The organism is Streptomyces liliiviolaceus (assembly GCF_018070025.1).
GTDB classification, from domain to species: Bacteria; Actinomycetota; Actinomycetes; order Streptomycetales; family Streptomycetaceae; genus Streptomyces; species Streptomyces liliiviolaceus.
The window spans coordinates 449,212-471,126 of the sequence record NZ_JAGPYQ010000002.1 but is presented as its reverse complement, the minus strand read 5'-3'; the positions used below and the strand labels follow the sequence as shown (position 1 = coordinate 471,126).

The 21,915-nt window shown below is 70.6% G+C and carries 18 protein-coding genes and 1 pseudogene; 10 read left to right on the top strand and 9 right to left on the bottom strand.

The genetic code is table 11. From position 1 onward, the window contains the following. The first annotated feature begins 78 nt into the window (after window positions 1-78). Together xylA and J8N05_RS37445 are read left to right on the top strand one after the other, a co-directional pair. The gene (gene xylA, locus J8N05_RS37450; RefSeq protein WP_210891132.1) at window positions 79-1,245 is read left to right on the top strand and encodes a xylose isomerase; all 1,167 of its coding nucleotides are present in this window, start codon (window positions 79-81) and stop codon (window positions 1,243-1,245) included. A 415-nt stretch (window positions 1,246-1,660) separates the two neighbouring features. Beyond that, complete coding sequence (locus tag J8N05_RS37445; protein ID WP_210891130.1) at window positions 1,661-2,245, top strand: hypothetical protein; 585 nt, start codon at window positions 1,661-1,663, stop codon at window positions 2,243-2,245. A 117-nt stretch (window positions 2,246-2,362) separates the two neighbouring features. Here J8N05_RS37445 and J8N05_RS37440 read toward each other — a convergent pair whose 3' ends face one another. The 3 genes from J8N05_RS37440 to J8N05_RS37430 form a co-directional block, all read right to left on the bottom strand. Beyond that, entirely contained in the window at window positions 2,363-3,703 is a 1,341-nt protein-coding gene (locus J8N05_RS37440; RefSeq protein ID WP_210891129.1) for an esterase-like activity of phytase family protein, read from the bottom strand. A gap of 234 nt (window positions 3,704-3,937) precedes the next feature. Continuing rightward, entirely contained in the window at window positions 3,938-5,206 is a 1,269-nt protein-coding gene (locus tag J8N05_RS37435) for an SWF or SNF family helicase (protein ID WP_210891126.1), read from the bottom strand. Continuing rightward, window positions 5,203-8,133, bottom strand: a complete 2,931-nt coding sequence (locus tag J8N05_RS37430) for a DEAD/DEAH box helicase (RefSeq protein WP_210891124.1) — start codon at window positions 8,131-8,133, stop codon at window positions 5,203-5,205. The genes J8N05_RS37435 and J8N05_RS37430 overlap by 4 nt, the downstream gene beginning before the upstream one ends. A gap of 308 nt (window positions 8,134-8,441) precedes the next feature. Here J8N05_RS37430 and J8N05_RS37425 point away from each other — a divergent pair, with 308 nt between their 5' ends. Then, the gene (locus J8N05_RS37425; RefSeq protein ID WP_210891122.1) at window positions 8,442-8,624 is read left to right on the top strand and encodes a hypothetical protein; all 183 of its coding nucleotides are present in this window, start codon (window positions 8,442-8,444) and stop codon (window positions 8,622-8,624) included. A 176-nt stretch (window positions 8,625-8,800) separates the two neighbouring features. On the opposite strand, the gene J8N05_RS37420 is transcribed toward J8N05_RS37425, so the two are convergent. From J8N05_RS37420 to J8N05_RS37410, 3 genes are all read right to left on the bottom strand, one after another. Next, complete coding sequence (locus J8N05_RS37420; protein ID WP_210891120.1) at window positions 8,801-9,679, bottom strand: hypothetical protein; 879 nt, start codon at window positions 9,677-9,679, stop codon at window positions 8,801-8,803. A 150-nt stretch (window positions 9,680-9,829) separates the two neighbouring features. Beyond that, a complete protein-coding gene (locus J8N05_RS37415; RefSeq protein WP_247706850.1) occupies window positions 9,830-10,135 on the bottom strand; it encodes a hypothetical protein in 306 nt (101 codons plus the stop codon). A 248-nt stretch (window positions 10,136-10,383) separates the two neighbouring features. Next, the gene (locus J8N05_RS37410) at window positions 10,384-10,992 is read right to left on the bottom strand and encodes a class I SAM-dependent methyltransferase (RefSeq protein WP_210891115.1); all 609 of its coding nucleotides are present in this window, start codon (window positions 10,990-10,992) and stop codon (window positions 10,384-10,386) included. Window positions 10,993-11,162: 170 nt separating this feature from the next. On the opposite strand from J8N05_RS37410, the gene J8N05_RS37405 reads away from it, so the two are divergent. The 5 genes from J8N05_RS37405 to J8N05_RS37385 all read left to right on the top strand — a co-directional run bounded on the left by J8N05_RS37405 (window position 11,163) and on the right by J8N05_RS37385 (window position 15,940). After that, window positions 11,163-11,963, top strand: a complete 801-nt coding sequence (locus J8N05_RS37405) for an MHYT domain-containing protein (RefSeq protein WP_210891113.1) — start codon at window positions 11,163-11,165, stop codon at window positions 11,961-11,963. 70 nt (window positions 11,964-12,033) lie between these two features. Next, a complete protein-coding gene (locus tag J8N05_RS37400; protein WP_210891111.1) occupies window positions 12,034-14,706 on the top strand; it encodes a sensor histidine kinase in 2,673 nt (890 codons plus the stop codon). Beyond that, the gene (locus J8N05_RS37395) at window positions 14,703-15,140 is read left to right on the top strand and encodes a roadblock/LC7 domain-containing protein (RefSeq protein ID WP_210891109.1); all 438 of its coding nucleotides are present in this window, start codon (window positions 14,703-14,705) and stop codon (window positions 15,138-15,140) included. The genes J8N05_RS37400 and J8N05_RS37395 overlap by 4 nt, the downstream gene beginning before the upstream one ends. 16 nt (window positions 15,141-15,156) lie before the next feature. Next, window positions 15,157-15,285 carry a hypothetical protein gene (locus tag J8N05_RS48020; protein WP_282108199.1) on the top strand — a complete coding sequence of 43 codons (129 nt, stop codon included), beginning with the start codon at window positions 15,157-15,159 and terminating at the stop codon, window positions 15,283-15,285. Between the two features lie 49 nt (window positions 15,286-15,334). After that, window positions 15,335-15,940 carry a GTP-binding protein gene (locus J8N05_RS37385; protein WP_210891107.1) on the top strand — a complete coding sequence of 202 codons (606 nt, stop codon included), beginning with the start codon at window positions 15,335-15,337 and terminating at the stop codon, window positions 15,938-15,940. A gap of 111 nt (window positions 15,941-16,051) precedes the next feature. On the opposite strand, the gene J8N05_RS37380 is transcribed toward J8N05_RS37385, so the two are convergent. Further along, window positions 16,052-16,480, bottom strand: a complete 429-nt coding sequence (locus J8N05_RS37380) for a PPOX class F420-dependent oxidoreductase (RefSeq protein WP_210891104.1) — start codon at window positions 16,478-16,480, stop codon at window positions 16,052-16,054. A gap of 95 nt (window positions 16,481-16,575) precedes the next feature. On the opposite strand from J8N05_RS37380, the gene J8N05_RS37375 reads away from it, so the two are divergent. Continuing rightward, window positions 16,576-16,989, top strand: coding sequence for a roadblock/LC7 domain-containing protein (locus J8N05_RS37375; protein ID WP_210891102.1), 414 nt, complete (start codon window positions 16,576-16,578; stop codon window positions 16,987-16,989). 227 nt (window positions 16,990-17,216) lie between these two features. After that, window positions 17,217-18,065 (top strand): annotated as a pseudogene (locus J8N05_RS37370) (DUF6397 family protein); the annotation flags it as partial. Window positions 18,066-18,414: 349 nt separating this feature from the next. Here J8N05_RS37370 and J8N05_RS37365 read toward each other — a convergent pair. Continuing rightward, window positions 18,415-19,287 (bottom strand): acyl-CoA thioesterase, encoded by an 873-nt coding sequence (locus J8N05_RS37365; RefSeq protein ID WP_210891100.1) that lies wholly within the window; start codon window positions 19,285-19,287, stop codon window positions 18,415-18,417. Window positions 19,288-19,306: 19 nt separating this feature from the next. Next, window positions 19,307-21,820 carry a DEAD/DEAH box helicase gene (locus tag J8N05_RS37360; protein ID WP_210891098.1) on the bottom strand — a complete coding sequence of 838 codons (2,514 nt, stop codon included), beginning with the start codon at window positions 21,818-21,820 and terminating at the stop codon, window positions 19,307-19,309. Window positions 21,821-21,915: the final 95 nt, after the last annotated feature.

Genomic DNA, 21,915 nt, shown 5'->3' with positions numbered 1-21,915 from the left:
CCCTTCCCAGAGATGCCTCCGCATACTAATTTGTTAAGCGCCATGACGAAATAGTCGGAGCAAGCAAGGAGCCGCGGCATGAACTACCAGCCCACCCCCGAGGACAGGTTCACCTTCGGCCTGTGGACCGTCGGCTGGCAGGGAAGGGACCCGTTCGGCGACGCCACCCGGGCCGCCCTCGACCCGGTCGAATCGGTACAGCGCCTGTCGGAACTCGGCGCCCACGGAGTGACCTTCCACGACGACGACCTGATCCCCTTCGGCTCCTCGGAGACCGAGCGCGAGTCCCACATCAAGCGCTTCCGGCAGGCTCTCGACGCGACCGGTATGGCCGTGCCGATGGCCACCACGAACCTCTTCACGCACCCCGTCTTCAAGGACGGCGCCTTCACCGCCAACGACCGCGACGTGCGCCGCTACGCGCTGCGCAAGACGATCCGCAACATCGACCTGGCGGTCGAGCTGGGCGCCCAGACCTACGTGGCCTGGGGCGGCCGTGAGGGCGCCGAGTCCGGCGCCGCGAAGGACGTCCGCGTCGCACTCGACCGCATGAAGGAGGCCTTCGACCTCCTCGGCGAGTACGTCACCTCCCAGGGCTACGATCTGCGCTTCGCGATCGAGCCCAAGCCGAACGAGCCCCGCGGCGACATCCTCCTGCCGACCGTCGGTCACGCGCTGGCCTTCATCGAGCGCCTCGAACGCCCGGAGCTGTACGGCGTCAACCCCGAAGTGGGCCACGAGCAGATGGCCGGGCTGAACTTCACGCACGGCATCGCCCAGGCCCTGTGGGCGGGCAAGCTCTTCCACATCGACCTCAACGGCCAGTCCGGCATCAAGTACGACCAGGACCTGCGCTTCGGAGCGGGCGATCTGCGCTCCGCCTTCTGGCTGGTCGACCTCCTGGAGACGGCCGGTTACGCCGGTCCGAGGCACTTCGACTTCAAGCCGCCGCGGACCGAGGACTACGACGGCGTGTGGGACTCGGCCGCGGGCTGCATGCGCAACTACCTGATCCTGAAGGAGCGGACCGCAGCCTTCCGGGCCGACCCCGAGGTCCAGGAAGCCCTGCGGGCCTCGCGCCTGGACGAACTCGCGCAGCCCACCGCCGCGGACGGCCTCCAGGCGCTGCTCGCTGACAGCTCCTCCTTCGAGGGCTTCGACGCCGAGGCGGCCGCCGCGCGCGGGATGGCCTTCGAGCGTCTCGACCAGCTGGCCATGGACCACCTGCTGGGCGCCCGCGGCTGATCGCGTAAGCGGCCGACGAACGACCTCTGCCCCTGCGCGGAAGTGTCCGGAACCATGCGCTCCACGGCATGAGCCCGTGACAGGTCACGGAGCGGGTTCCGCATGAAGTTCCGCGCAGGGGTCGCTTCGTGACCGGTTCGAGGCGACTCTTGATGGTATGGCCACGCCGCCCTTACCGCCCGAGCCTCCTCGGCCGCCGGACAACACGCCGCCCTACGGTGGTGGCGGGTACGGCCCTCCGCCCGGAGGCTTCCGCCCTCCTCCTGACGGTTACGGGCCACCGCCCGGAGGCGGCGATCCGCCGTGGAGCGGCGGGGGAGGGGGCGGCTGGCAACCGCCTCCCCCGTCATCGCCGCCACCCGGGCCGCCAGGTGGCCCCGCCGGACGCCGCAGGACGCTCCTGATCCTGCTGGCCGTGATCCTGGGCATCGGCGCGGTGTCCGCGATCGCCCTGGTGGTCACCAGTGGTGACGGCTCGTCGGACAAGAAGCCGCCTACGGAGAGCAGTTCCACCAAGGGCCGGTTGCCGTCGCCCTCACTGAGCATTCCGTCGCGGATCCCGAGCGAACTGCCGTCCTCCCTGCCCTCCGGTGTGCCGTCCGAACTGCCCAGCGGTGTGGAGTCGCTCCTCCCGTCCCTCGCGAGCGACGAAGTGCCCTACTACATGCTGCGGACCGGCGACTGCTTCGACGTCGACGGCAGCCGGCCGGGCCAGGCGGTGAAGCGTCCGTGCGACCGGAAGCACGACGCCGAGGTCGTGACGGTGACCGAACTGGAAGGCGCGTACACGACCGATGCCGCCCTCAAGAAGGCGGCATCGGGCCTGTGCCGGGAACCCTTGGACAGCAAGGCGGCCAAGCAGCCCGCCGACACCGTCCGCGGCACGCTGGTGCAGTACCCCGACCCGGCGGGATTCAAGATCGGCATCGACAACGTCGCATGCAGTCTCGCCGCCGACGGGGCCGACGGGAACCGCAAGCTCACCAAGCCGTTGAGGTGAACCACGCGCGCGTGGCAGGTGCGGCCACGCCATGAGTGGCCGCAGCGCTTCACGCGCATGTGACCGGAGCGCTTCACGCGCGCGTGGAGGACGAAAACGCCGAGCGGAGCCGTCCGTTCAGATCCCGTGCGGCAGGCGGACGTACGTCACGGTGGTCTCGATCTCGCTGTCCACCAGGCGCCCCTGGGCGTCGAACGCCTCCGCCCCGTCCGTCATCCCGAAGTCGTTGTCGTTGATCAGCGCGAGCGTGTCACGGTCCACGCGCGCGACGCCCTCGATCTTCCCGGGCACCCCCTTCACCTTTCCGAGGTCGACGACAAGACGCTTGCGCAGCACGGGGACACCGGACGCGGCGGGGTCCTCCAACTGCTCAAGGGACGGCGACGTCGTACTGTCGTCCCACCTGTCCCCGAGGATGTCCGCACCGCGGCTCAGCTTCACGACCTGCAACCGGGCGGCCTTGTCGGTGCGCTCCTCGACCAGCAGCTCGTCGCGGCCCACGGCCACCACGGACGAGATCTTCAGCTCGGAGGTGTCGTCCTCGCCCGGGTCGACCGTGCCCACCGGGTCGAACCGGTACGCGTACTCGGCGGTGACGGCCCGCTTCTTCGGCGAGAAGCGCAGCAGACGCGCGGTCAAGGACTCCTCGCCCGCGTCGGTGTCCGGCAGGGACAGCGGGCTCTGCACGGCCAGCACCAGGTCGCCGCCCGGGAGCTGGGCGAGCCCTTCGAAGCCGCGGTTGATCTTCCGGTGCAGCAGGACCGCGGGCAGCGCCTCGACCACCGGATAACCGGCGCCGGTCAGGTTCAGCCCCTTCGGGACGTACCGGGTGAGCACCTTCCCGCGCGCGGAGACGTGGACCAACGAGGGCCCGTACTCGTCGACGATCCAGAAACTGCCGTCCGCGGAGCGCACGATCCCTTCGGTGTCCAGCCCGTTCGGGTCGTACGAGAGCGGCGTCTTCGCGTCGTAGGAGTACGGGGCCTCGTCGCGTGCCCGCTGGTTGGGAAGGCCGGTGACGGGCTTGCCCGAACCGGTGGTTATCGGAATGGCGTCCAGCACCTTCACCGACGTGCCGGACACCCGGATCTTCACGATCGCAGGGTCGAAGCCGGGCACGGGAAACGTACGGCGCTTGACGCCGTCCACCTTGATCTGGCCGTTGGGACCACGGTCGGTGACGGTCCAGAACTCTCCTTTGCGGCCCGCGGGGTAGATGTCGCTCCCGATGCCGCCGAGGTCCACACCCCGGTCGTCGGCCACCGTGCCCGGCAGCAGCCCGTTGCTGAACGTGCCCAGAGGGAGATCGCCGAGCGTCGCGGATCCAGTGACCCGTGCGTCCCGCGAGGGCGCGCCGACCGCGGGACCCGCCACCACGAGAGCGGCCAGCACGGCGAGCGGCACTCCCGTGGCGACGGAACGGTGGACACGGCGCCGGCCTGCGGCGTACGGGGACATGGGGCCTCCTGGTGCACAAGTTCGATGACTGTCGCCAGATTTCGCCCTCGCGTCGAACGCCGTACGACCGCTGGATGAACGCCGGGCGTCCAGCGTTCATCCGGTGAACGCGGGCGACGCCTCGGCTGTCCCGCGATCCTGGCCCCGCCTGCCCCGCCTGCCCCGCCTGCCCCGCCTGCCCCGCCTGCCCCGCCTGCCCCGCGACCGGTGTTGGTCCCGGTCTTCGGCCAGGTGTCACTCCAGCCCGTCGGCCAGGGCCAGGGCCGTCGCCGGGTCCTGGGAGGCCGGGCCGACGGGAGCCCAGCGGCCCCGTTCCTTGCGGAACGGCCACCAGCGTCCGTCCGGCCCCAGCCGGAGCTGGCTCTGTCCGCCGACTACGGTCCAGCGACTCCGGGACGCGCGCAGGACGGGCCGCTCGCCCTCCTCCCAGGCCGACTCCAGAGCGGCACGCGCGCGTGCGAGCGTTTCCGCCTCCGCCGGCCGGTCCGTCTCCAGTACGTCGAGAGCGGCCGCACCCCCGTACTCCCAGGAGCGGACCGCGAGCGCCAGGCCTTCGCGGTCGCGCCCCGAGCCCTCGGCGAGCCGGGCGGCCACCGGGACCTCGGGACCGCCCGAGGCCAGCCGCACGGCATCCTGCGCGGCCGTCAGTTCGGCCTCGGCGACGCGCTGTTCGTGGCCCGCCCTGAGCGCGTCGACAAGCAGCCGGTGCGCCTCGCCGGCGGCCCGCGCCGCCAGGAACTCCAGGGCGGACGGATCGACACCGGGCGCGGGCTCGGTCTCCGTGTCCAGCGACGGCGGCAGGCCCGGTTCCGCGGGCACCTCGGGCGCCTCGGGCAGCGGCGGCAGGATCTCCCCGGCCGCGTACGCCTCGGCGGCGTCCACGCCTGCGTGCGTCTCCTGCCGCACCACGACGGTCTCGGCCTGGGAGACGCTGCGCAGCTGCAACGCGTCGAGGAGTTCGCGCTCGCCGCGCCCGCGCAGGAGGAGCAGCACGAAAGGGTCCTGGTCGAGCAGGCGCGCCACCTGGTAGCAGAGCGCGGCGGTGTGACCGCAGTGGTCCCACGCGTCGCAGCCGCACTCCGCCTCCAGATCACCCAGGCCCGGCAGGAGTTCGACACCGGCGGACGCCGCGTCCTCGACCAGATGGGGCGGCATCTCGCGGTCGAGCAGTGCCGCGATGTGCCCCGCCCGTTCGACCGCCATGCCCAGGAACCGGTCCCACTGCTCCTCGGACAGTTCCGGGAGCAGGACGTCCGCGCGATGAGCCGTGTGGTCGCGGTCGTTGACCACGGCGGTGACGCGCCCGGGGCGTACCGACACGGCGCCCACGGCTCCCGCGCGCGCGAGCCGGCGGCCCGTCTTCAGCTGCTTCAGGTCCAGGGTGGAGTCCTCCAGCGCCTTGAGCCAGGCCTGCCCCCACCAGCTCTGGGCGAAGCCCCGGCCCTGGGCGGGCGGCAGGGCGGCGAAAACGCGCTCCGGAGTGTTCTCGTACGGATCGCTCATCGGGCGCCTCCTCGCAGTTCCACCAGGTCGGCCAGTTGCGCGTCGGTGAGTTCGGTGAGGGCCGACTCCCCGGATCCGAGCACCGCGTCCGCCAACTCCCGCTTGCGCAGCAGCATGTCCGCGATGCGGTCCTCGATCGTCCCCTCGGCGATCAACCGGTGCACCTGCACCGGCCGCGTCTGGCCGATGCGGTACGCGCGGTCGGTGGCCTGGGCCTCGACGGCAGGGTTCCACCAGCGGTCGTAGTGCACGACATGCTCGGCCCGCGTCAGGTTCAGGCCCGTGCCCGCGGCCTTCAACGACAACAGGAAGACGGGTACTTCGCCCTCCTGGAAACGCTCGACCATGGCCTCGCGTTCGGGGACGGGCGTACCTCCGTGCAGGAACTGCGAGTGCACACCGCGCGCGTTGAGATGGCGCTCGATGAGCCGGGCCATGCGCACGTACTGCGTGAAGACCAGAACGCATGCCCCCTCGGAGAGGATGGTGTCGAGCAGTTCGTCCAGCAGCTCCAGTTTTCCGGAGCGCCCGGCGATCTTCGGCCTGTCCTCCTTGAGGTACTGCGCCGGGTGATTGCAGATCTGCTTCAGCCCCGTGAGCAGCTTCACGATCAGTCCGCGCCGCGCCATGCTGTCGGCGCCCGCGATCTCCGCGAGGGTCTCGCGGACCACGGCCTCGTACAGGCCCGCCTGTTCCTTGGAGAGGGATACCGCGCGGTCGGTCTCCGTCTTCGGCGGCAGCTCCGGTGCGATGCCGGGATCGGACTTGCGGCGGCGCAGGAGGAACGGCCGCACGAGCCGGGCGAGCCGGTCCGCCGCCCCCGGATCCTGCCCGCCCTCGACGGCCTTCGCGTACTGGTTGCGGAACGTGCCGAGCCGGCCCAGCAGACCCGGTGTCGTCCAGTCGAGGATCGCCCACAGCTCGGAGAGGTTGTTCTCCACCGGCGTGCCGGTGAGCGCCACACGCGCGCGTGCGTCGATCTTCCGCAACTGCCGGGCCGTGTCCGAGTACGGGTTCTTCACGTGCTGTGCCTCGTCCGCGACGACCATGCCCCAGGAAGCGTCCGCCAGGCGCGCCGTGTCGAGGCGCATGGTGCCGTAGGTCGTGAGGACGAACTCGCCGTCGGCCAGGTCCTCCAGGCTCCGCCGGGCCCCGTGGAAGCGGCGGACGGGGGTGCCGGGAGCGAACCTCTCGATCTCGCGCTGCCAGTTGCCCATCAGGGACGTCGGACAGACGACGAGGGTGGGACCCGCCGCGGACTCGTCGGTCTGCCGGTGCAGATGCAGCGCGATGAGGGTGATCGTCTTGCCGAGGCCCATGTCGTCCGCGAGACAGCCGCCCAGCCCCAAGGACGTCATCCGGGCCAGCCAGTTGAGCCCGCGGAGCTGGTAGTCGCGCAGCGTCGCGGCCAGCGCGGGCGGCTGTCCGACCGGCTCCTGCCCCTCCGGATCCGACAAATGGTCCCGCAGCGTCGCCAGCCACCCCGTGGGCCGTACGTCGACCCGGCGCCCGTCGACCTCCGTGGAGCCCGTGAGAACGGCGCTCAGCGCGTCGACGGGCGTCAGCTTGCGGTCCTGCTGGGTACGGGCGCGACGCACCTCCTGCGGATCGACGAGGACCCACTGGTCGCGCAGCCGCACCATCGGGCGGTTCGCCTCGGCGAGCTGGTCCAGTTCCTGGCGCGTCAGCTGCTGGTCGCCCAGTGCGAACCACCAGGAGAACGTCAGAAGAGCGTCGGCCGACAGGAAGGAGGGCGTGTCCGAGGCCGGGCCGCCGCCGGCCTGCTCGTCGTCCGGTGGGCCGATGACCGCGCGGGCCGTCAGCTTGTGCGCCAGTTCCCTGGGCCAGTGCACCTCCACACCGGCGGCCGAGAGCGATCGCGCCCCCTCACCCAGGAGTTCGGTGACCTCCTCGTCGGCGAGTTCGACCGCGTCGGGCACGGTCGCCGACAGCAGCGGCGTGAGCGGTGCCCAGGCCCGGGCCGCGCGGCGCAGCGCGAGCAGGGCGTCCATCCGCGCGCGCGGGCCGAAGGCCGGAGCCGACCCGCTCCACACCTCGGCCGCGTCCGCCAGCAGGGCCGGGTCGCTGACACTGTGCAGTTGCAGCACCGCACGGAACGGCAACCGGTTCTCGTCCGACACGGCCGACGCGAGCCCCGGCACCTCGACGCGCAGGGAGATCCGTACGCCGGCGTCGTGGCCAGCCGCGACATCGGCCGCCCACGCGCGATGCTCGGGCACCTGCTGCGGCTCGGCGGCGGCGAAGGCCGGGCCGCCCGCGGCGAGTGCCGCCGCGGGGGAGCGGGGGAGGGTGTCGGCGACGGCGTCCAGGAAGGCCCGCAGCAGCCACTCCGGATCGGGCAGTCGCAGCGGTTCGGTCGTGTCGACGGGCACCGCGTGGGCGTGCGGTGGCATCGCGGCGGCCAGCTCACGGATCCGCTCCAGGTCCCGCGAGCCCAGGGGGCCCGCGCGCCACGCGTCGTGGTCACCGGAGCTCAGACCGGGCAGCAGCAGTCCGCGCGCGGCGAACTGCAGCGCCAGTACGGCGGCGGCACCCCAGAAAGCGGTCGAACCGTGGGCACGTGCGGCGGCACGCGCGCGCGTGAGGACCGGGAGAGCCGTCCGCACCGGCAGGACGACGGCCGACACCCTCACCAACTCGACCCCGCCCTCGCAGGGAAGGACGACGGACAGCTCCTCCAGGGAGCCGTGCCCGAAGCCTGAACCGGAGTCGTGATCGGAACCGGAGTCGGATCCGTGACCGGTGCCGAATCCGTAACCGGCGGAACCGATGACCGGAGGTTCCTCGCCGTCGGGCAGCCAGAAGGCGACGCTGCCCGTGCGGGCCGGATCGGCGGGGACGAAGACAGCGCAGCAGCGCGCCAGTTCGGAGATCTCGGAGGGAGTGGGGGCAGGAATCCTCTGCACAGGGATGAGCGTGTTCCTCAATTTTGACTACCGGGGGTGGAGGTCGCCGAGGGTACAGCGCGGGACGGAATAAACCAAGTGTCCGACCTGTGATGCCAATCACTTCTCGCCAGGGGTGCTGTCGGGCCCATCCCGTGCCGCGTACGTGACCTTTCTGCTGAGCGCAGTACCGTGAGGTCGCAGAACTCCTCAGGGCCTAGTAGGGGGCGCACCTCAGGGTCGTATCAGGGTCGCGGTCCGGAACCGCCGGGAGCGCGAGTCCGTTCTCAGAACAGAGAGCGGCAGTGGCCGCGAAGGAGGCTACGCACATGTCAAGGAACGCGAAGATAGCCGCAGGCGGTGTCGCGGTCGGCATCATCCTGCTCTTCTGGCTGCCCTGGTGGGCGGCCCTGCTGATCGTCCTGGGGGTTCCCGCGGCGGCGTATCTGACGCTGGACCCCTCACAGCGGCGCAGGCTGCGCCGTGTCGGCCGCAAGGAACTCGGCCGCTGAGACAGACACCACCCGCTCGATCAGTTCCTCTTCAGGCACTTCCTTTTCGGACACTTCCTCTTGGTCGGCTCCTTTGCGGAGCACAGGAGCCGACCTCACCGCCGCTCGTGGGCCCGCCGATGTGCGGGACCACGAGCGGCGCCCGTCCTGTCGGCTTACTGCTGTGGCCTGCCGGTTCAGTTCGGGCGTACGGCCATCTTGTCCAAGGCCTCCAGAAGGCCGGGCAGTTCGGGCCCGCGGCCGACCGGAAGGATCTCGCCCGGTTTCTCGTCCAGCAGGACGAAGGCGATGTCGTCGGTCCGTGCCACCAACGACCAGCCGGGACCGTCGGCGCGCAGCGTCCGCGCGTCCCCCGGGGCGAAGGACGAGCGCACACGGCCGAGCGGCGGAGGAGTGTCCACATAGGAGTGTGCTTCGGAGAGAACGCGCTGGACGCCGGTGAGCGGAGCCCGCCCGCCGTCCCCGTCACCGCGGTTCTCGTCCTCACGGTCCGCGCCGGTCCGGGCGGTGCCGCCACCGGGAACGGGCTTCTCGTCCGTCGAAGCGGCGAATTCGGTCTCGTCGATCTGCTCACGCCAGGCGGCCCACTGCGCCGCGATCTCGTCCGCGCCGAGGCGCCGCTGGGCCGCACCCCAGGCCGACGCGTCCGGCGGACACAGTGGCGCCTGCTCCGCGATGTCGGGTGCGGGATCGTGCGGGGCGGGCACACCGGGCGCCGCGACCGCCACGGCCAGCGGCCACCCGGGCAGCGCGGCCACCATCGAGCGTTCGTCCGGCGACAGGTCGTACTCCATGCCGCAGTCCCAGGAAGCGATGGCGACGGCCACCAGCGAGACGTCGTCGATCACGACGGTCCATCGCGCGCCGTCGCCGTCCTGCCCCAGCACCAGGCCGTATCCGTCGGCGAGAGGAGCGAGACCGAGCGCGGTGCAGGCTTCCGGGTAGTCGTCGCCCAGCACGCTGGGGAACTGCGCCGGCGTCAAGAGCACCGCCGTCAGCACATACAGTGCGTCGTCGTCCCCGACGGCGACGGCCTCATCGTCCGTTTCGGTCATCCCAGCCTCCCCTCGCAACATCCGTCGGCGCACCCTAATGCGCGCCGGGGCCGTTGTCACGGGGCCGGAACACGCGGGGACCTGGCCTCATGCTCCAGAACGCGGTCGAAGCGACCGCCTGCGGTCGCGCTGATTCCGCTTACGCCGCCGTCAGGCGACCGGCAGACCGAGGAGTGTTCGGGCCACCGCGGTGGGCGACTCGTCGCGTTCTCGCGCGAGCGCGATGACGGCCCGGCACGCCAGCTCGTTCACACCGAACGAAAGAGCTTCCGGCGACACCCAGGCCGCGGCCTCGTCGACCCCGTCCTGGTCGTCCTCGACACCTGCCGCCACATAGGCCGCCGCGGCCTCGAACAGGTTGTGGGTCTGCTTCTTCGGACGAGACTCGGCCGATGGCGCGGGGTCCCCGGACTCAGCCGACCGTGGACGTGAAAAGAGCTTCCGGAATCGAGCCATCGTGCCGGACATTCGGGCCGCCTTCCCCCGCGTACTGCTTCTTCGGTCATCGCCCATCTGTCTCTGCTCAACGTAGAGTTGAAAGTTCGACACCAGAAGGGGGCGGTGTCGTGAACCCTTACCGAACGCCCTCGTCGAGCGAGCCGATCATGGATCGCAGCCGTCGCAGCCGTCGCAACCACGCCGACCCGGCCCGCTCCTGCCCGTCTCCGGCCGATTAGGCGAACAGGGCGGTCCTGGGCGGCGTCTCAGGGGCGGCGCACGGCCAGAGCGAGGAAACGGGCGTCCTCGTCGACGTACGACGTCATGTGCCAGCCGGAGGCGGACAGGAGCGGGCCGAGGTTGGCCTCCGCCCGCAGATCGTCCGGGGTGATCCGCCGTCCCTGGCGCGCGGCGAGCGCGGCCCGGCCGATCGGGTGGAAGAGCGCCAGGACCCCGCCGGGCCGTACGACCCGCGCCAGTTCCCGCAGATTCTCGGTGGGGTTCGGAAGATGCGCGATGAGCCCGGCCGCGAAGACGGCATGGAGCGACTCCGTACGCAGCGGCAGGCGTGACACGTCGGCGAGGAGCAACTGCCCTGCCCGGTCACGGCCTGCCCGTACCGCCGCCTCCAGCATCGCCGGCGTCAGGTCCGCGCCGAGGACCGCCCCTGAGGGCCCCACGGCGTCCCTGAGGGCCGGCAGAGCCCGTCCCGTGCCGCAACCCGCGTCGAGCACGCGGTCGCCCTTTCTCAGTCCCAGTTCGGAGACGGCCGCCGCGTACGCCGGGCCGTCGTCGGGGAACCGGTCGTCCCAGCCGGCCGCGCGGGCCGAGAAGAACTCCTGGACATGCGTGTGGTCGTCGCTCATGCACCGCATGGTCTCGCATCGCACGACGAGCGACACGATCGAACGGCGACACGAAACACGAGGCTGCGCACACGTTCGAGCATGACGCGATCGTTCCCCCGCACCTCTGCGCCATATTCCAACAGCTTCCGAAACGCGCTCCCTCTGCGCGCTCCGGGCCGGACTAGCGTCCCGGAGCCATGGGACACCTGGACCACGCCGCCTTCGGCTGGCTGACCTCCGTGCTGTCGTACGCCATGGCGTGCATCGGCGCCGCCCTCGGGCTGCGCTGCACGGTCCGCGCGCTCGGCGCCCATGGCCGGTCGCGTCGCAACTGGCTGCTCACCGCGGCCTCCGCGATCGGCACGGGCATCTGGACCATGCACTTCGTGGCGATGCTCGGCTATGGCGTCGACGGCACCGACATCCGCTACAACGTGCCGCTCACCGTGCTCAGCCTGCTGGTCGCGATCACCGTCGTCGGTGCGGGAGTCTTCGCCGTGGGCTACGGCCTGGACCGCGGGCGCTCGCTCGTCCTCGGCGGCCTGACCACCGGGCTGGGTGTGGCGAGCATGCACTACCTGGGCATGGCCGCGCTGCGGCTGCACGGCGAGGTGCGGTACGACCCGCTGCTCGTCGGAGTCTCCGTGGGCATCGCCGTGGTCGCGGCGACCGTCGCACTGTGGGCTGCGCTCAACATCAGCTCGCCGATCGCGGTCGCCGTCGCCTCGCTCGTCATGGGCGGGGCGGCCAGCAGCATGCACTACACCGGGATGGCGGCGGTCCACGTCCATGTCACCCCCTCAGGGGAGGCACTGCCCGGGGCTACGGCGATGCAGTTCGTCTTCCCCCTCGCCGTCGGTCTCGGGTCCTATCTCTTCCTGACGTCGGCGTTCGTCGCGCTCTCCCCGACAGTGGGCGAGCGCGAGGCCTCCGCGTCGGCCCAGCGGCCCGTCGAAAGCGACCGCTCCTCGGCGCCACCTGCGAGTGCCGTCCCCTAGCTCCTGGTAAGGAACCCGGACCGACGACCCGACAAGGCGCGCCCACCGAACCACTTCGAGCGAGAAGGCCATGCGTACATCCCGAAGGACCCCGACAGACGGTGCGCAGCCGTCGACGGCCGAGGTACGGGGCCGTCGCGCGCATGCCGGACCGCCGGCCGACGAAGACTCCGGCCGGGAGGAAACCGACGACACGGAACCGAGGGGCGCGCCCACGCGCGCGAGGAGCTGGAATCCGCGGCCCCGTACCGTGCGAGCGAAGGTCGTCTGCCTGCTCATGGTCCCGGTTGTCTCCCTGCTGGCCCTCTGGGCACACGCCACCGTCACCACGGCCCAGGACGTCGCACGGCTGCGGCAGTTGCAGCGCGTGGACTCCGAAGTGCGCGCCCCGGTAGCAGCGACCGTCATCGCGCTCCAGGACGAGCGCGCGGCAGCCGTCCGCTACGCCACGCGCCCCTCGGCCGACCGGGAGCGCGCCCTCAAGAAGCTGGCGGCGCGCACCGACCGGACCGTGTCGGAACTCCGCCTCGGACAGGGCAGCACCGTCGCCGACAGCGAGGAACTGCCCGCCGCGGTGGCCGTACGCCTCGAAACCTTCGTGACAGGCGCCGAACAACTCCACTCCCCGCGGACCGCCCTACTCGACCGCACGACCGGCTGGTACGAGACATACAGGCGGTACACCGGGACCATCGCCACGGCCTTCGGGGTGGGCGGAGCGCTCACCGGCATCCAGGACGCGGAAATCGGCTCCGACGCGCGCGTACTGCTTGAGTTCTCCCGCGCGGGGGAGGCCCTGGCGCAGGAGGACGCGGTACTCGCCGGTGCCCGCCTCGAAGGGACCCTCGACGGACAGCGGCTGCGACTGTTCACCGGCGCCGTCGACACGCGCAGGCTGCTCACCGACTCCGCTGCCGTCGATCTCCGCGAACCCGAACGAGCCGCCTGGCAGGCCCTCACGGAGGGTGCCGCGTACGCCGACATGACGGCCGTCGAGGACGGGGTGCTCACCGCCCCGCCCGGCGCGACGGCCCTCCAAGCCCTGCCCGGGGAGACCTGGAACGCCGCCCACGCGCGCGTGCAGGACGACATGCGGTCCATCGAGGCGGACGCCGGCCGCGACGTCGCGGACCGGGCCGACCCCCTCCGCCGCGGTCTGCTCTCGCCCGCGGGCGCCGCGGTCCTCCTGGGGCTCGCGGCCATGGCCGCCTCATTGATCATCTCCGTACGCATCGGACGCGGCCTCGTCGTCGAACTGGTGACCCTGCGCAACAGCGCCCTGGAGATCGCCCGGCGCAAACTGCCGAACGCCATGCGGAGACTGCGGGCCGGAGAGGAGATCGACGTCCGTGCAGAGGCCCCGCCGGGGCGGCCCGCCGAGGACGAGGCGGGGCAGGTCGCGGAAGCACTGACCACCGTGCACCGCGCAGCCCTGCACGCGGCCGTCGAACGCGCGGAACTGGCCGGCGGCATCTCCGGCGTCTTCGTCAATCTCGCCCGCCGCAGCCAGGTTCTCGTCCACCGCCAACTCAGGCTGCTGGACAGCATGGAGCGGCGCTCCGAGGACCCGAAAGAACTGAGCGACCTCTTCCGGCTCGACCACCTCACCACACGGATGCGACGCCACGCGGAGAGCCTGATCATCCTCTCGGGAGCGGCCCCCGGCCGGGCGTGGCGCATGCCGGTCCCCCTGACGAACGTGGTGCGCGCAGCCGTCTCCGAAATCGAGGACTACGCGCGCGTGGAGGTACGACAGCTTTCGGAGACCCTGGTCGTCGGAGCGGCGATCGCCGACCTCACGCATCTGCTGGCCGAGATCGTCGAGAACGCCGCCCAGTTCTCCCCGCCCCACACCGGAGTGCGGGTCACCGGCGAACCGGTCGGCAACGGATACGCCTTGGAGGTCGAGGACCGGGGGCTGGGCATGGGCAAGGAGACCCTCGCCGAGACCAATCGCCGCATCGGGCAGTCCCAGGCACTCGACCTGTTCGACAGCGACCGGCTCGGCCTCTTCGTGGTGAGCAGGCTCGCCGCCCGCCAGGGCATCAAGGTGCACCTGCGGACCTCGCCCTACGGAGGTACCACCGCGGTGATCCTCCTGCCCGTCGCGCTGTTGCACACGAGCACGGAGGAACGTTCCGGTACGCGTCGCGTGAGGGCCGAGGAGCCTGTGGGACGGCCTCCCGGACGAACTGCCGGACGGCCGGCGGAACAGCCCGTCGATCGAGCCCCCGGACGGACCGCCGGACGCGAGTACGCGCGCGTGCCCGGCCCCCTGTCTCGGCGGAAATCCGTGGGCCCCGCCCCACGACAGGAGTCAGTGGAAGCCCACATCCGACAGGAGTCGGTGGAGGCCCACATCGAACGACCCGCACTCGTCTCGCCCGTAGCCGCCCCGGCGGAGGCGTCGGCGGACGGCTCGCACGCCGGACCCCCGCCCGAGGTGATCACTCTGCGCCTGCACCGTTCCTCCGACGACGACGCGCCGTCCGACGTGCCCGACGGACTCCCGCGGCGCGTACGTCAGGCCAGCCTCGCCCCGCAACTGCGTGAAGGACGCGCCGAAGAGCCCGCGAACCCGGCACGTCACCGGGACGACGCCGAGCGCACCCCCGAAGCGGTACGGGACCGGATGACGGCCTACCGCGCCGGGTGGGCCCGCGGCGGCGGCCGTTCCCCCGGTCTCCGCACCACGTCCGGCCCCGCAGGGGGCAGAGACAGCAGCGAAGGAGACCTCGCATGATCCAGGATCCGGATACGGGGACCGCGGAACGGTCCGGCGAACTCGACTGGCTGCTGGACGACCTGGTGCTGCGGATCGCCGAGGTGAGGCATGCAGTCGTGCTCTCCGACGACGGGCTCGCGGTGGGCGCCTCCACCGGTCTCGGACGCGAGGACGCGGAGCATCTCGCTGCGGTCTCCTCCGGTTTCCACAGCCTGGCCAAAGGCGCGGGCCGTCACTTCGGCGCGGGCGGAGTACGCCAGACGATGGTGGAGATGGACGACGGCTTCCTGTTCGTGGTGGCCGCCGGAGACGGGTCCTGCCTCGCCGTCCTGAGCGGCGTGACGGCCGACATCGGCCTGATCGCCTACGAGATGGCACGCCTGGTCAGACGGGTGGGCGAGCATCTCCACTCGGCTCCCCGCGAAGGCTCCCGTCCGCCCGCGGCCGGGTGAGCGGGGGCCGGAGGCCATGACCGAGGAACGGGCAGCCGTCCCCGAGCAACCGGGCAGCCAGTGGTACGACAGCGAGGCCGGACCGCTCGTCCGCCCGCACACCTGCCCGACGAGCGCATCCTGCGCGAGGTCGTCGACGGACTGAGGGCTCTGTAGACGTCGACCGATCCCCGCGAAACCGAGAGAAGTGAGCGATGGCCCCTGAACACTCCGATGCCACCAGCGGTGAGACGGCCGCCCTGGCACTGAAGATCCTCGTCGCCGGCGGCTTCGGCGTCGGCAAGACCACCCTGGTGGGCGCGGTCAGCGAGATCAGACCGCTGCGCACCGAGGAACTGCTCAGTGAGGCTGGCCGGTCGGTGGACGACACCGGCGGCGTGGACCGGAAGGTGACGACGACCGTCGCCATGGACTTCGGGCGCATCACCATCAGGTCCGGGCTGTCGCTCCACCTGTTCGGAACGCCAGGCCAGGACAGATTCTGGTTCCTGTGGGACGAACTGGCGCAAGGAGCCCTGGGCGCCGTCGTCCTGGCGGACACCCGCCGGCTTGAGGACTGCTTCCCGGCGGTGGACTACTTCGAACACCGGCACATCCCCTTCGTGGTGGCGGTCAACTGCTTCACCGACGCACGCACGTACGGCGCCCACGAAGTGTCACGGGCCCTCGACCTCGACCGGGGAACCCCCGTGGTGCTCTGCGACGCCCGTGACCGCGACTCGGGAAAGGAAGTGCTGGTACGTCTCGTCGAGTACGCCGGGCGGATGCACACCGCCCGGCTCCTCGACTCGGTCGGCTGACCGACCGGGTCGACTGGAGGACCCGCCCGGCTGACGGATCCGCCCAGCTGATGGATCGGTCGGCTGACGGATCCGGTCGGCCCGGTCGGAGGACTCACCCAGTCCCGGAGGTCAGTCCGAGACCGACCCCTCCGCGAGAACCTTCTCGATCCTCACGCGTACGACGAGTTCACCGGGTACGCCGTTCCGGGCCGCGAACTCCTCGGCGCGCTCCTCGCCCATGTACCGGCCTCCGATCCGTCCCGCCCAGAGCCGGACGTCGTCGAGGTCCTCCGAGATCCGGGCCTGCCCCTGTACGACGACGTAGGCGAACGGCGGCCGGTCGTCGTCCACGCACAGGGCCACCCGGCCGTCCCGAGCCAGATTCCGCCCCTTGACGGTGTCCTTCCCCGTGTTGAAGACCAGGTCGTCGCCGTCGAGCACGAACCAGATCGGTGCCACATGCGGCCGTCCGTCGGCCCGGACGGTCGACAACTTGCCGGTGCGGGTTCCGTGCGAGACGAACGCCCGCCATTCCTCATCGGTCATCTTGTGTGCCATGCCCCTATCCTCCTTGCCCGGACGGCGACGGTGGTGAAGGCTGGTCGATCGGATCCTCCGGCCAGGGGGAGTCACACATCACGGGGAGACGGATCATGGCGGAGAACCGGGGACTTGACTGGCTGCTCGACGACCTGACCCAGCGTGTCGAGCACATACGCCACGCACTCGTGCTGTCCAACGACGGGCTGGTGACCGGGGCGAGCACAGGTCTGCGGCGGGAGGACGCCGAACACCTCGCCGCCGTCTCATCCGGCCTGCACAGCCTGGCCAAGGGCTCGGGCAGGCACTTCGGCGCGGGCCGGGTCCGGCAGACCATGATCGAATTCGATGACGCGGTGCTCTTCGTCACGGCAGCCGGCACCGGCAGCTGCCTGTGCGTGCTCAGTGCGGCCGAAGCCGACATCGGCCAGGTCGCGTACGAGATGACTCTGCTCGTCAATCGCGTCGGCGAGCATCTTCACGTCGATGCCCGACATCCGGAACACTCGCCCACCATAGACATCTGACCTGCACAGACGTCGTCGCGGTCGAAGTTATCCACAGGCTCGGCGCGAGGTGCGGCGAACCGGCTACGGTTTTTCTCGAAGCAAGCGCACGCAAAGCGCACATCGCTGCACGGGGGAGAACCACCATGTCCGGCAACACCATTACCGAGTCGTTCACGCCAACCGTCACGCAGTCCGTCACGCCAACCGTCACGCAGTCTGTCGAGTCAATCGTCACAGAGTCCGTCATGTCCGGTCCGAACGGGCCCGTCGGCGTGACCTCGGCACAGGCCTCGACACTCGCGCAGAGTCGCGCCTCGCGGGAGCTGGGGCTCAAGCGGGGCGAGTTCGACCTCGCCGTACGGCTCGGGCGCATCCGCACCGTGCCCGACGAAGGCGGCGGAGGCCATCGCGTCACCCGCGCCGAGGTCGACAGGGTGCGGGCCGAGGAAGGCTTCCCCGAGACTCTGCGGGAACGTGTCAAAGCGGTCGGCACCTCGGAGGGCGCGGCTCTCATGGGTGTCACGACCGCCCGGTTCACGCGCTTCGCCCGCCTGGGCCTCGTCGTTCCCGTCAAGTTCTACCTGAACCGCTACCGCGCCGTGGTCTGGCTGTACCTGGCCGAGGAGTTGCGGCAGTTCGCCGACGACAAGAAGCATGCGTCGCTGCTGAGCGGGCGTGTGCCCGAGAGCCTGCGCGGCCAACTGGAGACGGGGCTGGACCTGCGGGCCCGGAACTGGCGAGGCCGGCACCTAGGGTTCCTGCTTCGGCAGAACGAGGATCCATGGGCGCGTGCCGCGGTCGTGGCGTCGCTGCTCGACCCCGTCCAGGTCGCAGAGATCGTCCCCGACCCCTACGAGCGCGCCTACATGGACCGGTACCGGCCCGAACAGACCACCCACGGAGCGCCCGACTCGCCCGCCGCCCACATCACGGCCCGGATCATGACAGCGACGGATCCGGACGAGATCGGCTGGCTCCGGGCCGATCTGGCGAACGGGCTGGAGGAGGCACGCGACCACCGGGCCGCCCCGCGGCCGACGCCGGAGACCGGGCCTGCGGAGGTGGGGCACGACCTGCCGACGCCTCGGTCGACGCCTTTCGGGGACCACCACACGCCGGTCGACCACCGGCAGCCCGTCGACCTGCGAGAGGCCGCCAAGCTGCGGCACCCGGCCGCAGTGCGACGAGCGGCCGGGCAGCGACGTCCGGGAGAGCAGCGGCGCACGGCCGACGTACGGCAGCATCCAGCCGGACGGCATCCGGTCGGACGTCATCAGGTCGAGGGACGGCATCCGGCGGCAGCGCCACACCCCGCCGTAGGACGACGGCCGGCTGACGAGCGACACCCGGCCGAAGCGCGGCCCGCGATCGAAGAACCGGGACGCCCAGGGCGCCTCCTCGGCTGGCTGCGGCGCAGAAACCTCTGACCCGGCCGGTGCCCGCTCAGTCCTCCAGCTTGCGGAACAGCCCTTCCTGGACGACGGAGACGAGCAGGCGTCCCTCCTGGTCGTAGATACGCCCCCGGGCCAGCCCTCGGCCACCCGTCGCGATCGGCGACTCCTGGTCGTACAGGAACCACTCGTCGGCGCGGAACGGCCGGTGGAACCACATGGCGTGGTCCAGGGAGGCCATGTCGAAACCGCGCCGGCCCCACAGGGGTTCCACCGGGATACGGACGGCGTCCAGGAGGGTCATGTCGCTCGCATAGGTGAGCGCGCAGGTGTGGACCAGCGGGTCGTCGCCCAGGGGTCCGACGGCGCGCATCCATACGGCGCTGCGCGGCTCGGCGTTCTCGATCTCCTCCGGTGTCCAGCGCAGCCGGTCCGCGTAGCGGATGTCGAAGGGCTGGCGCCGGGCCATGCGCTCCAGCGTCTCGGGGAGCGCGCCCAGATGTTCCTTGATCTCCTGAGTGACGCTCGGGAGCGACTCGGGGTCCGGGACCTCACGGGTCGGCGGCAGCTGGTGCTCGAAGCTCCCTTCCTCAGGCTTGTGAAAGGAGGCGGTCAGATTGAAGATCGTGCGGCCCTGCTGCACGGCGGTGACGCGGCGCGTGGTGAACGACCGCCCGTCCCGCACCCGTTCGACCTGGTACACGATGGGCACGCCCGGCCGGCCCGGACGCAGGAAGTACGCGTGCAGGGAGTGCACGGGCCGTTCCGGGTCCGTGGTGCGGCCGGCGGCGACGAGGGCCTGGCCCGCGACCTGTCCGCCGAAGACCCGCTGCAGGGATTCCTGCGGGCTGGGGCCACGGAAGATGTTGACCTCGATCTGCTCCAGGTCGAGCAGATCGACGAGCCGTTCCGCTGGGTTCGTCATGTGTCGCGTTCTCCTGTGCTCACAGCTGGCCGACGGCGGTGACCTTGACGATGGCACGTCCCTCGGCATCGGAGGCCACGAGGTCGATCTCCGCGCTGATACCCCAGTCGTGGTCGCCGTTCGGGTCGGCGAACGTCTGCCGGACCCGCCACAGACCGTTCTCCGGCTGCTCGTCGATGAGCAGGAGCTTGGGACCTCGGGCGTCGGGGCCGGTGCCGAGGTCGTCGTACTCGTCCCAGTAGTCGTCCATGGCCTCGCCCCAGGCATCGGCGTCCCAGCCCGCCTCGGAGTCGAGCTCTCCGAGTTCGGCGACGTTGTCGAGGGCGGCGAGTTCGACACGCCGGAACATGGCGTTGCGGACGAGGACCCGGAAGGCACGCCCGTTGGCCGTGACCGGCTTGACCTGGTCGGCCTTCTCCTGGGCCTCCTCGGCCGTCATCACCTCGGGGTTGGCGAGCTGTTCCCACTCGTCGAGGAGGCTGGAGTCGACCTGACGCACCATCTCGCCGAGCCAGGCGATCAGGTCTTCCAGGTCCTCCGACTTCAGGTCGTCCGGGACGGTGTGGTCAAGGGCCTTGTAGGCGCTCGCCAGGTAGCGGAGCACGATGCCCTCGGTGCGGGCGAGTTCGTAGTGGGACACGAACTCGGTGAAGGTCATGGCCCGTTCGTACATGTCCCGGATGACGGACTTCGGGGAGAGCGGATGGTCACCCACCCACGGGTGGCTCTTGCGGTAGGTGTCGTACGCATGGAAGAGCAGCTCTTCCAGCGGCTTGGGGTACGACACGTCCTGGAGCCGCTCCATGCGCTCCTCGTACTCGACGCCGTCCGCCTTCATCGCCCCCACGGCCTCACCGCGGGCCTTGTTCTGCTGGGCGGCGAGGATCTGCCGCGGGTCGTCCAGCGTGGACTCCACGACGGACACCATGTCCAGGGCGTAGGAGGGAGATTCCTGGTCCAGGAGGTCGAACGCGGCGAGAGCGAAGGTCGACAGCGGCTGGTTGAGAGCGAAGTTCTGCTGCAGGTCGACGGTGAGGCGCACGATGCGCCCTTCCGCGTCCGGTGTGTCGAGTTTCTCCACGACTCCGCCGTCGAGGAGGGAGCGGTAGATGGCGATCGCCCGCCTGATGTGCCGCAGTTGCTGCTTGCGCGGCTCGTGGTTGTCCTCCAGCAGATGACGCATCGCGGCGAAGGCGTTGCCGGGCCGCGCGATCACAGAAAGAAGCATCGTGTGAGTGACTCGGAAACGCGAGGTCAGCGGCTCAGGATCGGACGAGATCAGCTTCTCGAACGTGCCCTCCGTCCAGCCCACAAAGCCTTCCGGGGCCTTCTTGCGCACCACCTTGCGACGCTTCTTCGGGTCGTCGCCGGCCTTGGCAAGGGCCTTCTCGTTCTCCACGACGTGCTCGGGGGCCTGCGCCACGACGAAGCCCGCCGTGTCGAAGCCGGCCCGGCCCGCCCGGCCGGCGATCTGGTGGAACTCCCGCGCGCGCAGGGTCCGCACACGCGTGCCGTCGTACTTCGCCAGAGCGGTGAACAGCACGGTGCGGATGGGCACGTTGACGCCGACACCGAGGGTGTCCGTGCCGCAGATGACCTTCAGCAGTCCGGCCTGCGCCAGCTTCTCGACCAGGCGGCGGTACTTGGGCAGCATGCCGGCGTGATGCACACCGATGCCGTGCCGTACGTAGCGGGAGAGGTTGCGGCCGAACTTGGTGGTGAAGCGGAAGTTGCCGATCAGCGCGGCGATCTGGTCCTTCTCCTCGCGCGTGCACATGTTGATGCTCATCAGAGCCTGCGCCCGCTCCACGGCCTGCGCCTGGGTGAAGTGCACGATGTAGACGGGCGCCTGCCTCGTCTCCAGGAGTTCGGTGAGCGTCTCGGTGAGCGGAGTCAGCTTGTACTCGTAGGAGAGAGGGACGGGGCGGGTCGCCGAGCGGACCACCGAAGTGGGACGGCCGGTCCGCCGGGTCAGGTCCTCCTCGAACATGGAGACGTCGCCGAGCGTCGCCGACATCAGGATGAACTGGGCCTGCGGCAGTTCGAGGATCGGGATCTGCCAGGCCCAGCCGCGGTCGCCCTCGGCGTAGAAGTGGAACTCGTCCATCACGACCTGGCCGACGTCGGCCTGTTTGCCGTCGCGCAGCGCGATCGAGGCAAGGACCTCGGCGGTGCAGCAGATGACCGGGGCGTCCGCGTTCACGGACGCGTCGCCGGTCAGCATGCCGACGTTCTCGGTGCCGAACATCTTGCACAGCTCGAAGAACTTCTCCGAGACGAGCGCCTTGATCGGCGCGGTGTAGAAGGTGACCTCGTCCCGGGCGAGAGCCGCGAAGTGCGCACCCGCGGCGATCATGCTCTTGCCGGACCCGGTGGGGGTCGACACGATCACGTTCGCACCCGAGACCACCTCGATCAGCGCCTCCTCCTGGTGGGGATAGAGCGTGAGACCGCGTTCCCCGGCCCACGACTCGAAGGCTTCGTAGAGGGCGTCGGGATCTGCGGTCTGCGGCAGCTGATCGATAAGGGTCACACACCCATCTTGCCTGTCATCCCACCCGATGAGGGAATCGGATGCGAGGCCGAAGATCACGAACGCTACGCTGTGTCGCCGACCAGGTGTCAGCT

Excerpts from the sequence above, each read along its gene's own strand:
- J8N05_RS37420 (WP_210891120.1), bottom strand. The coding sequence starts at position 9,679 with ATGACCGAAACGGACGATGAGGCCGTCGCCGTCGGGGACGACGACGCA.
- J8N05_RS37385 (WP_210891107.1), top strand. The coding sequence starts at position 15,335 with ATGGCCCCTGAACACTCCGATGCCACCAGCGGTGAGACGGCCGCCCTG.
- J8N05_RS37415 (WP_247706850.1), bottom strand. The coding sequence starts at position 10,135 with ATGGCTCGATTCCGGAAGCTCTTTTCACGTCCACGGTCGGCTGAGTCC.
- J8N05_RS37400 (WP_210891111.1), top strand. The coding sequence starts at position 12,034 with ATGCGTACATCCCGAAGGACCCCGACAGACGGTGCGCAGCCGTCGACG.
- J8N05_RS37435 (WP_210891126.1), bottom strand. The coding sequence starts at position 5,206 with ATGAGCGATCCGTACGAGAACACTCCGGAGCGCGTTTTCGCCGCCCTG.
- J8N05_RS37395 (WP_210891109.1), top strand. The coding sequence starts at position 14,703 with ATGATCCAGGATCCGGATACGGGGACCGCGGAACGGTCCGGCGAACTC.
- J8N05_RS37410 (WP_210891115.1), bottom strand. The coding sequence starts at position 10,992 with ATGCGGTGCATGAGCGACGACCACACGCATGTCCAGGAGTTCTTCTCG.
- J8N05_RS37365 (WP_210891100.1), bottom strand. The coding sequence starts at position 19,287 with ATGACGAACCCAGCGGAACGGCTCGTCGATCTGCTCGACCTGGAGCAG.
- J8N05_RS48020 (WP_282108199.1), top strand. The coding sequence starts at position 15,157 with ATGACCGAGGAACGGGCAGCCGTCCCCGAGCAACCGGGCAGCCAGTGG.
- J8N05_RS37440 (WP_210891129.1), bottom strand. The coding sequence starts at position 3,703 with ATGTCCCCGTACGCCGCAGGCCGGCGCCGTGTCCACCGTTCCGTCGCC.
- J8N05_RS37380 (WP_210891104.1), bottom strand. The coding sequence starts at position 16,480 with ATGGCACACAAGATGACCGATGAGGAATGGCGGGCGTTCGTCTCGCAC.
- J8N05_RS37375 (WP_210891102.1), top strand. The coding sequence starts at position 16,576 with ATGGCGGAGAACCGGGGACTTGACTGGCTGCTCGACGACCTGACCCAG.
- J8N05_RS37425 (WP_210891122.1), top strand. The coding sequence starts at position 8,442 with ATGTCAAGGAACGCGAAGATAGCCGCAGGCGGTGTCGCGGTCGGCATC.
- J8N05_RS37405 (WP_210891113.1), top strand. The coding sequence starts at position 11,163 with ATGGGACACCTGGACCACGCCGCCTTCGGCTGGCTGACCTCCGTGCTG.
- xylA (WP_210891132.1), top strand. The coding sequence starts at position 79 with ATGAACTACCAGCCCACCCCCGAGGACAGGTTCACCTTCGGCCTGTGG.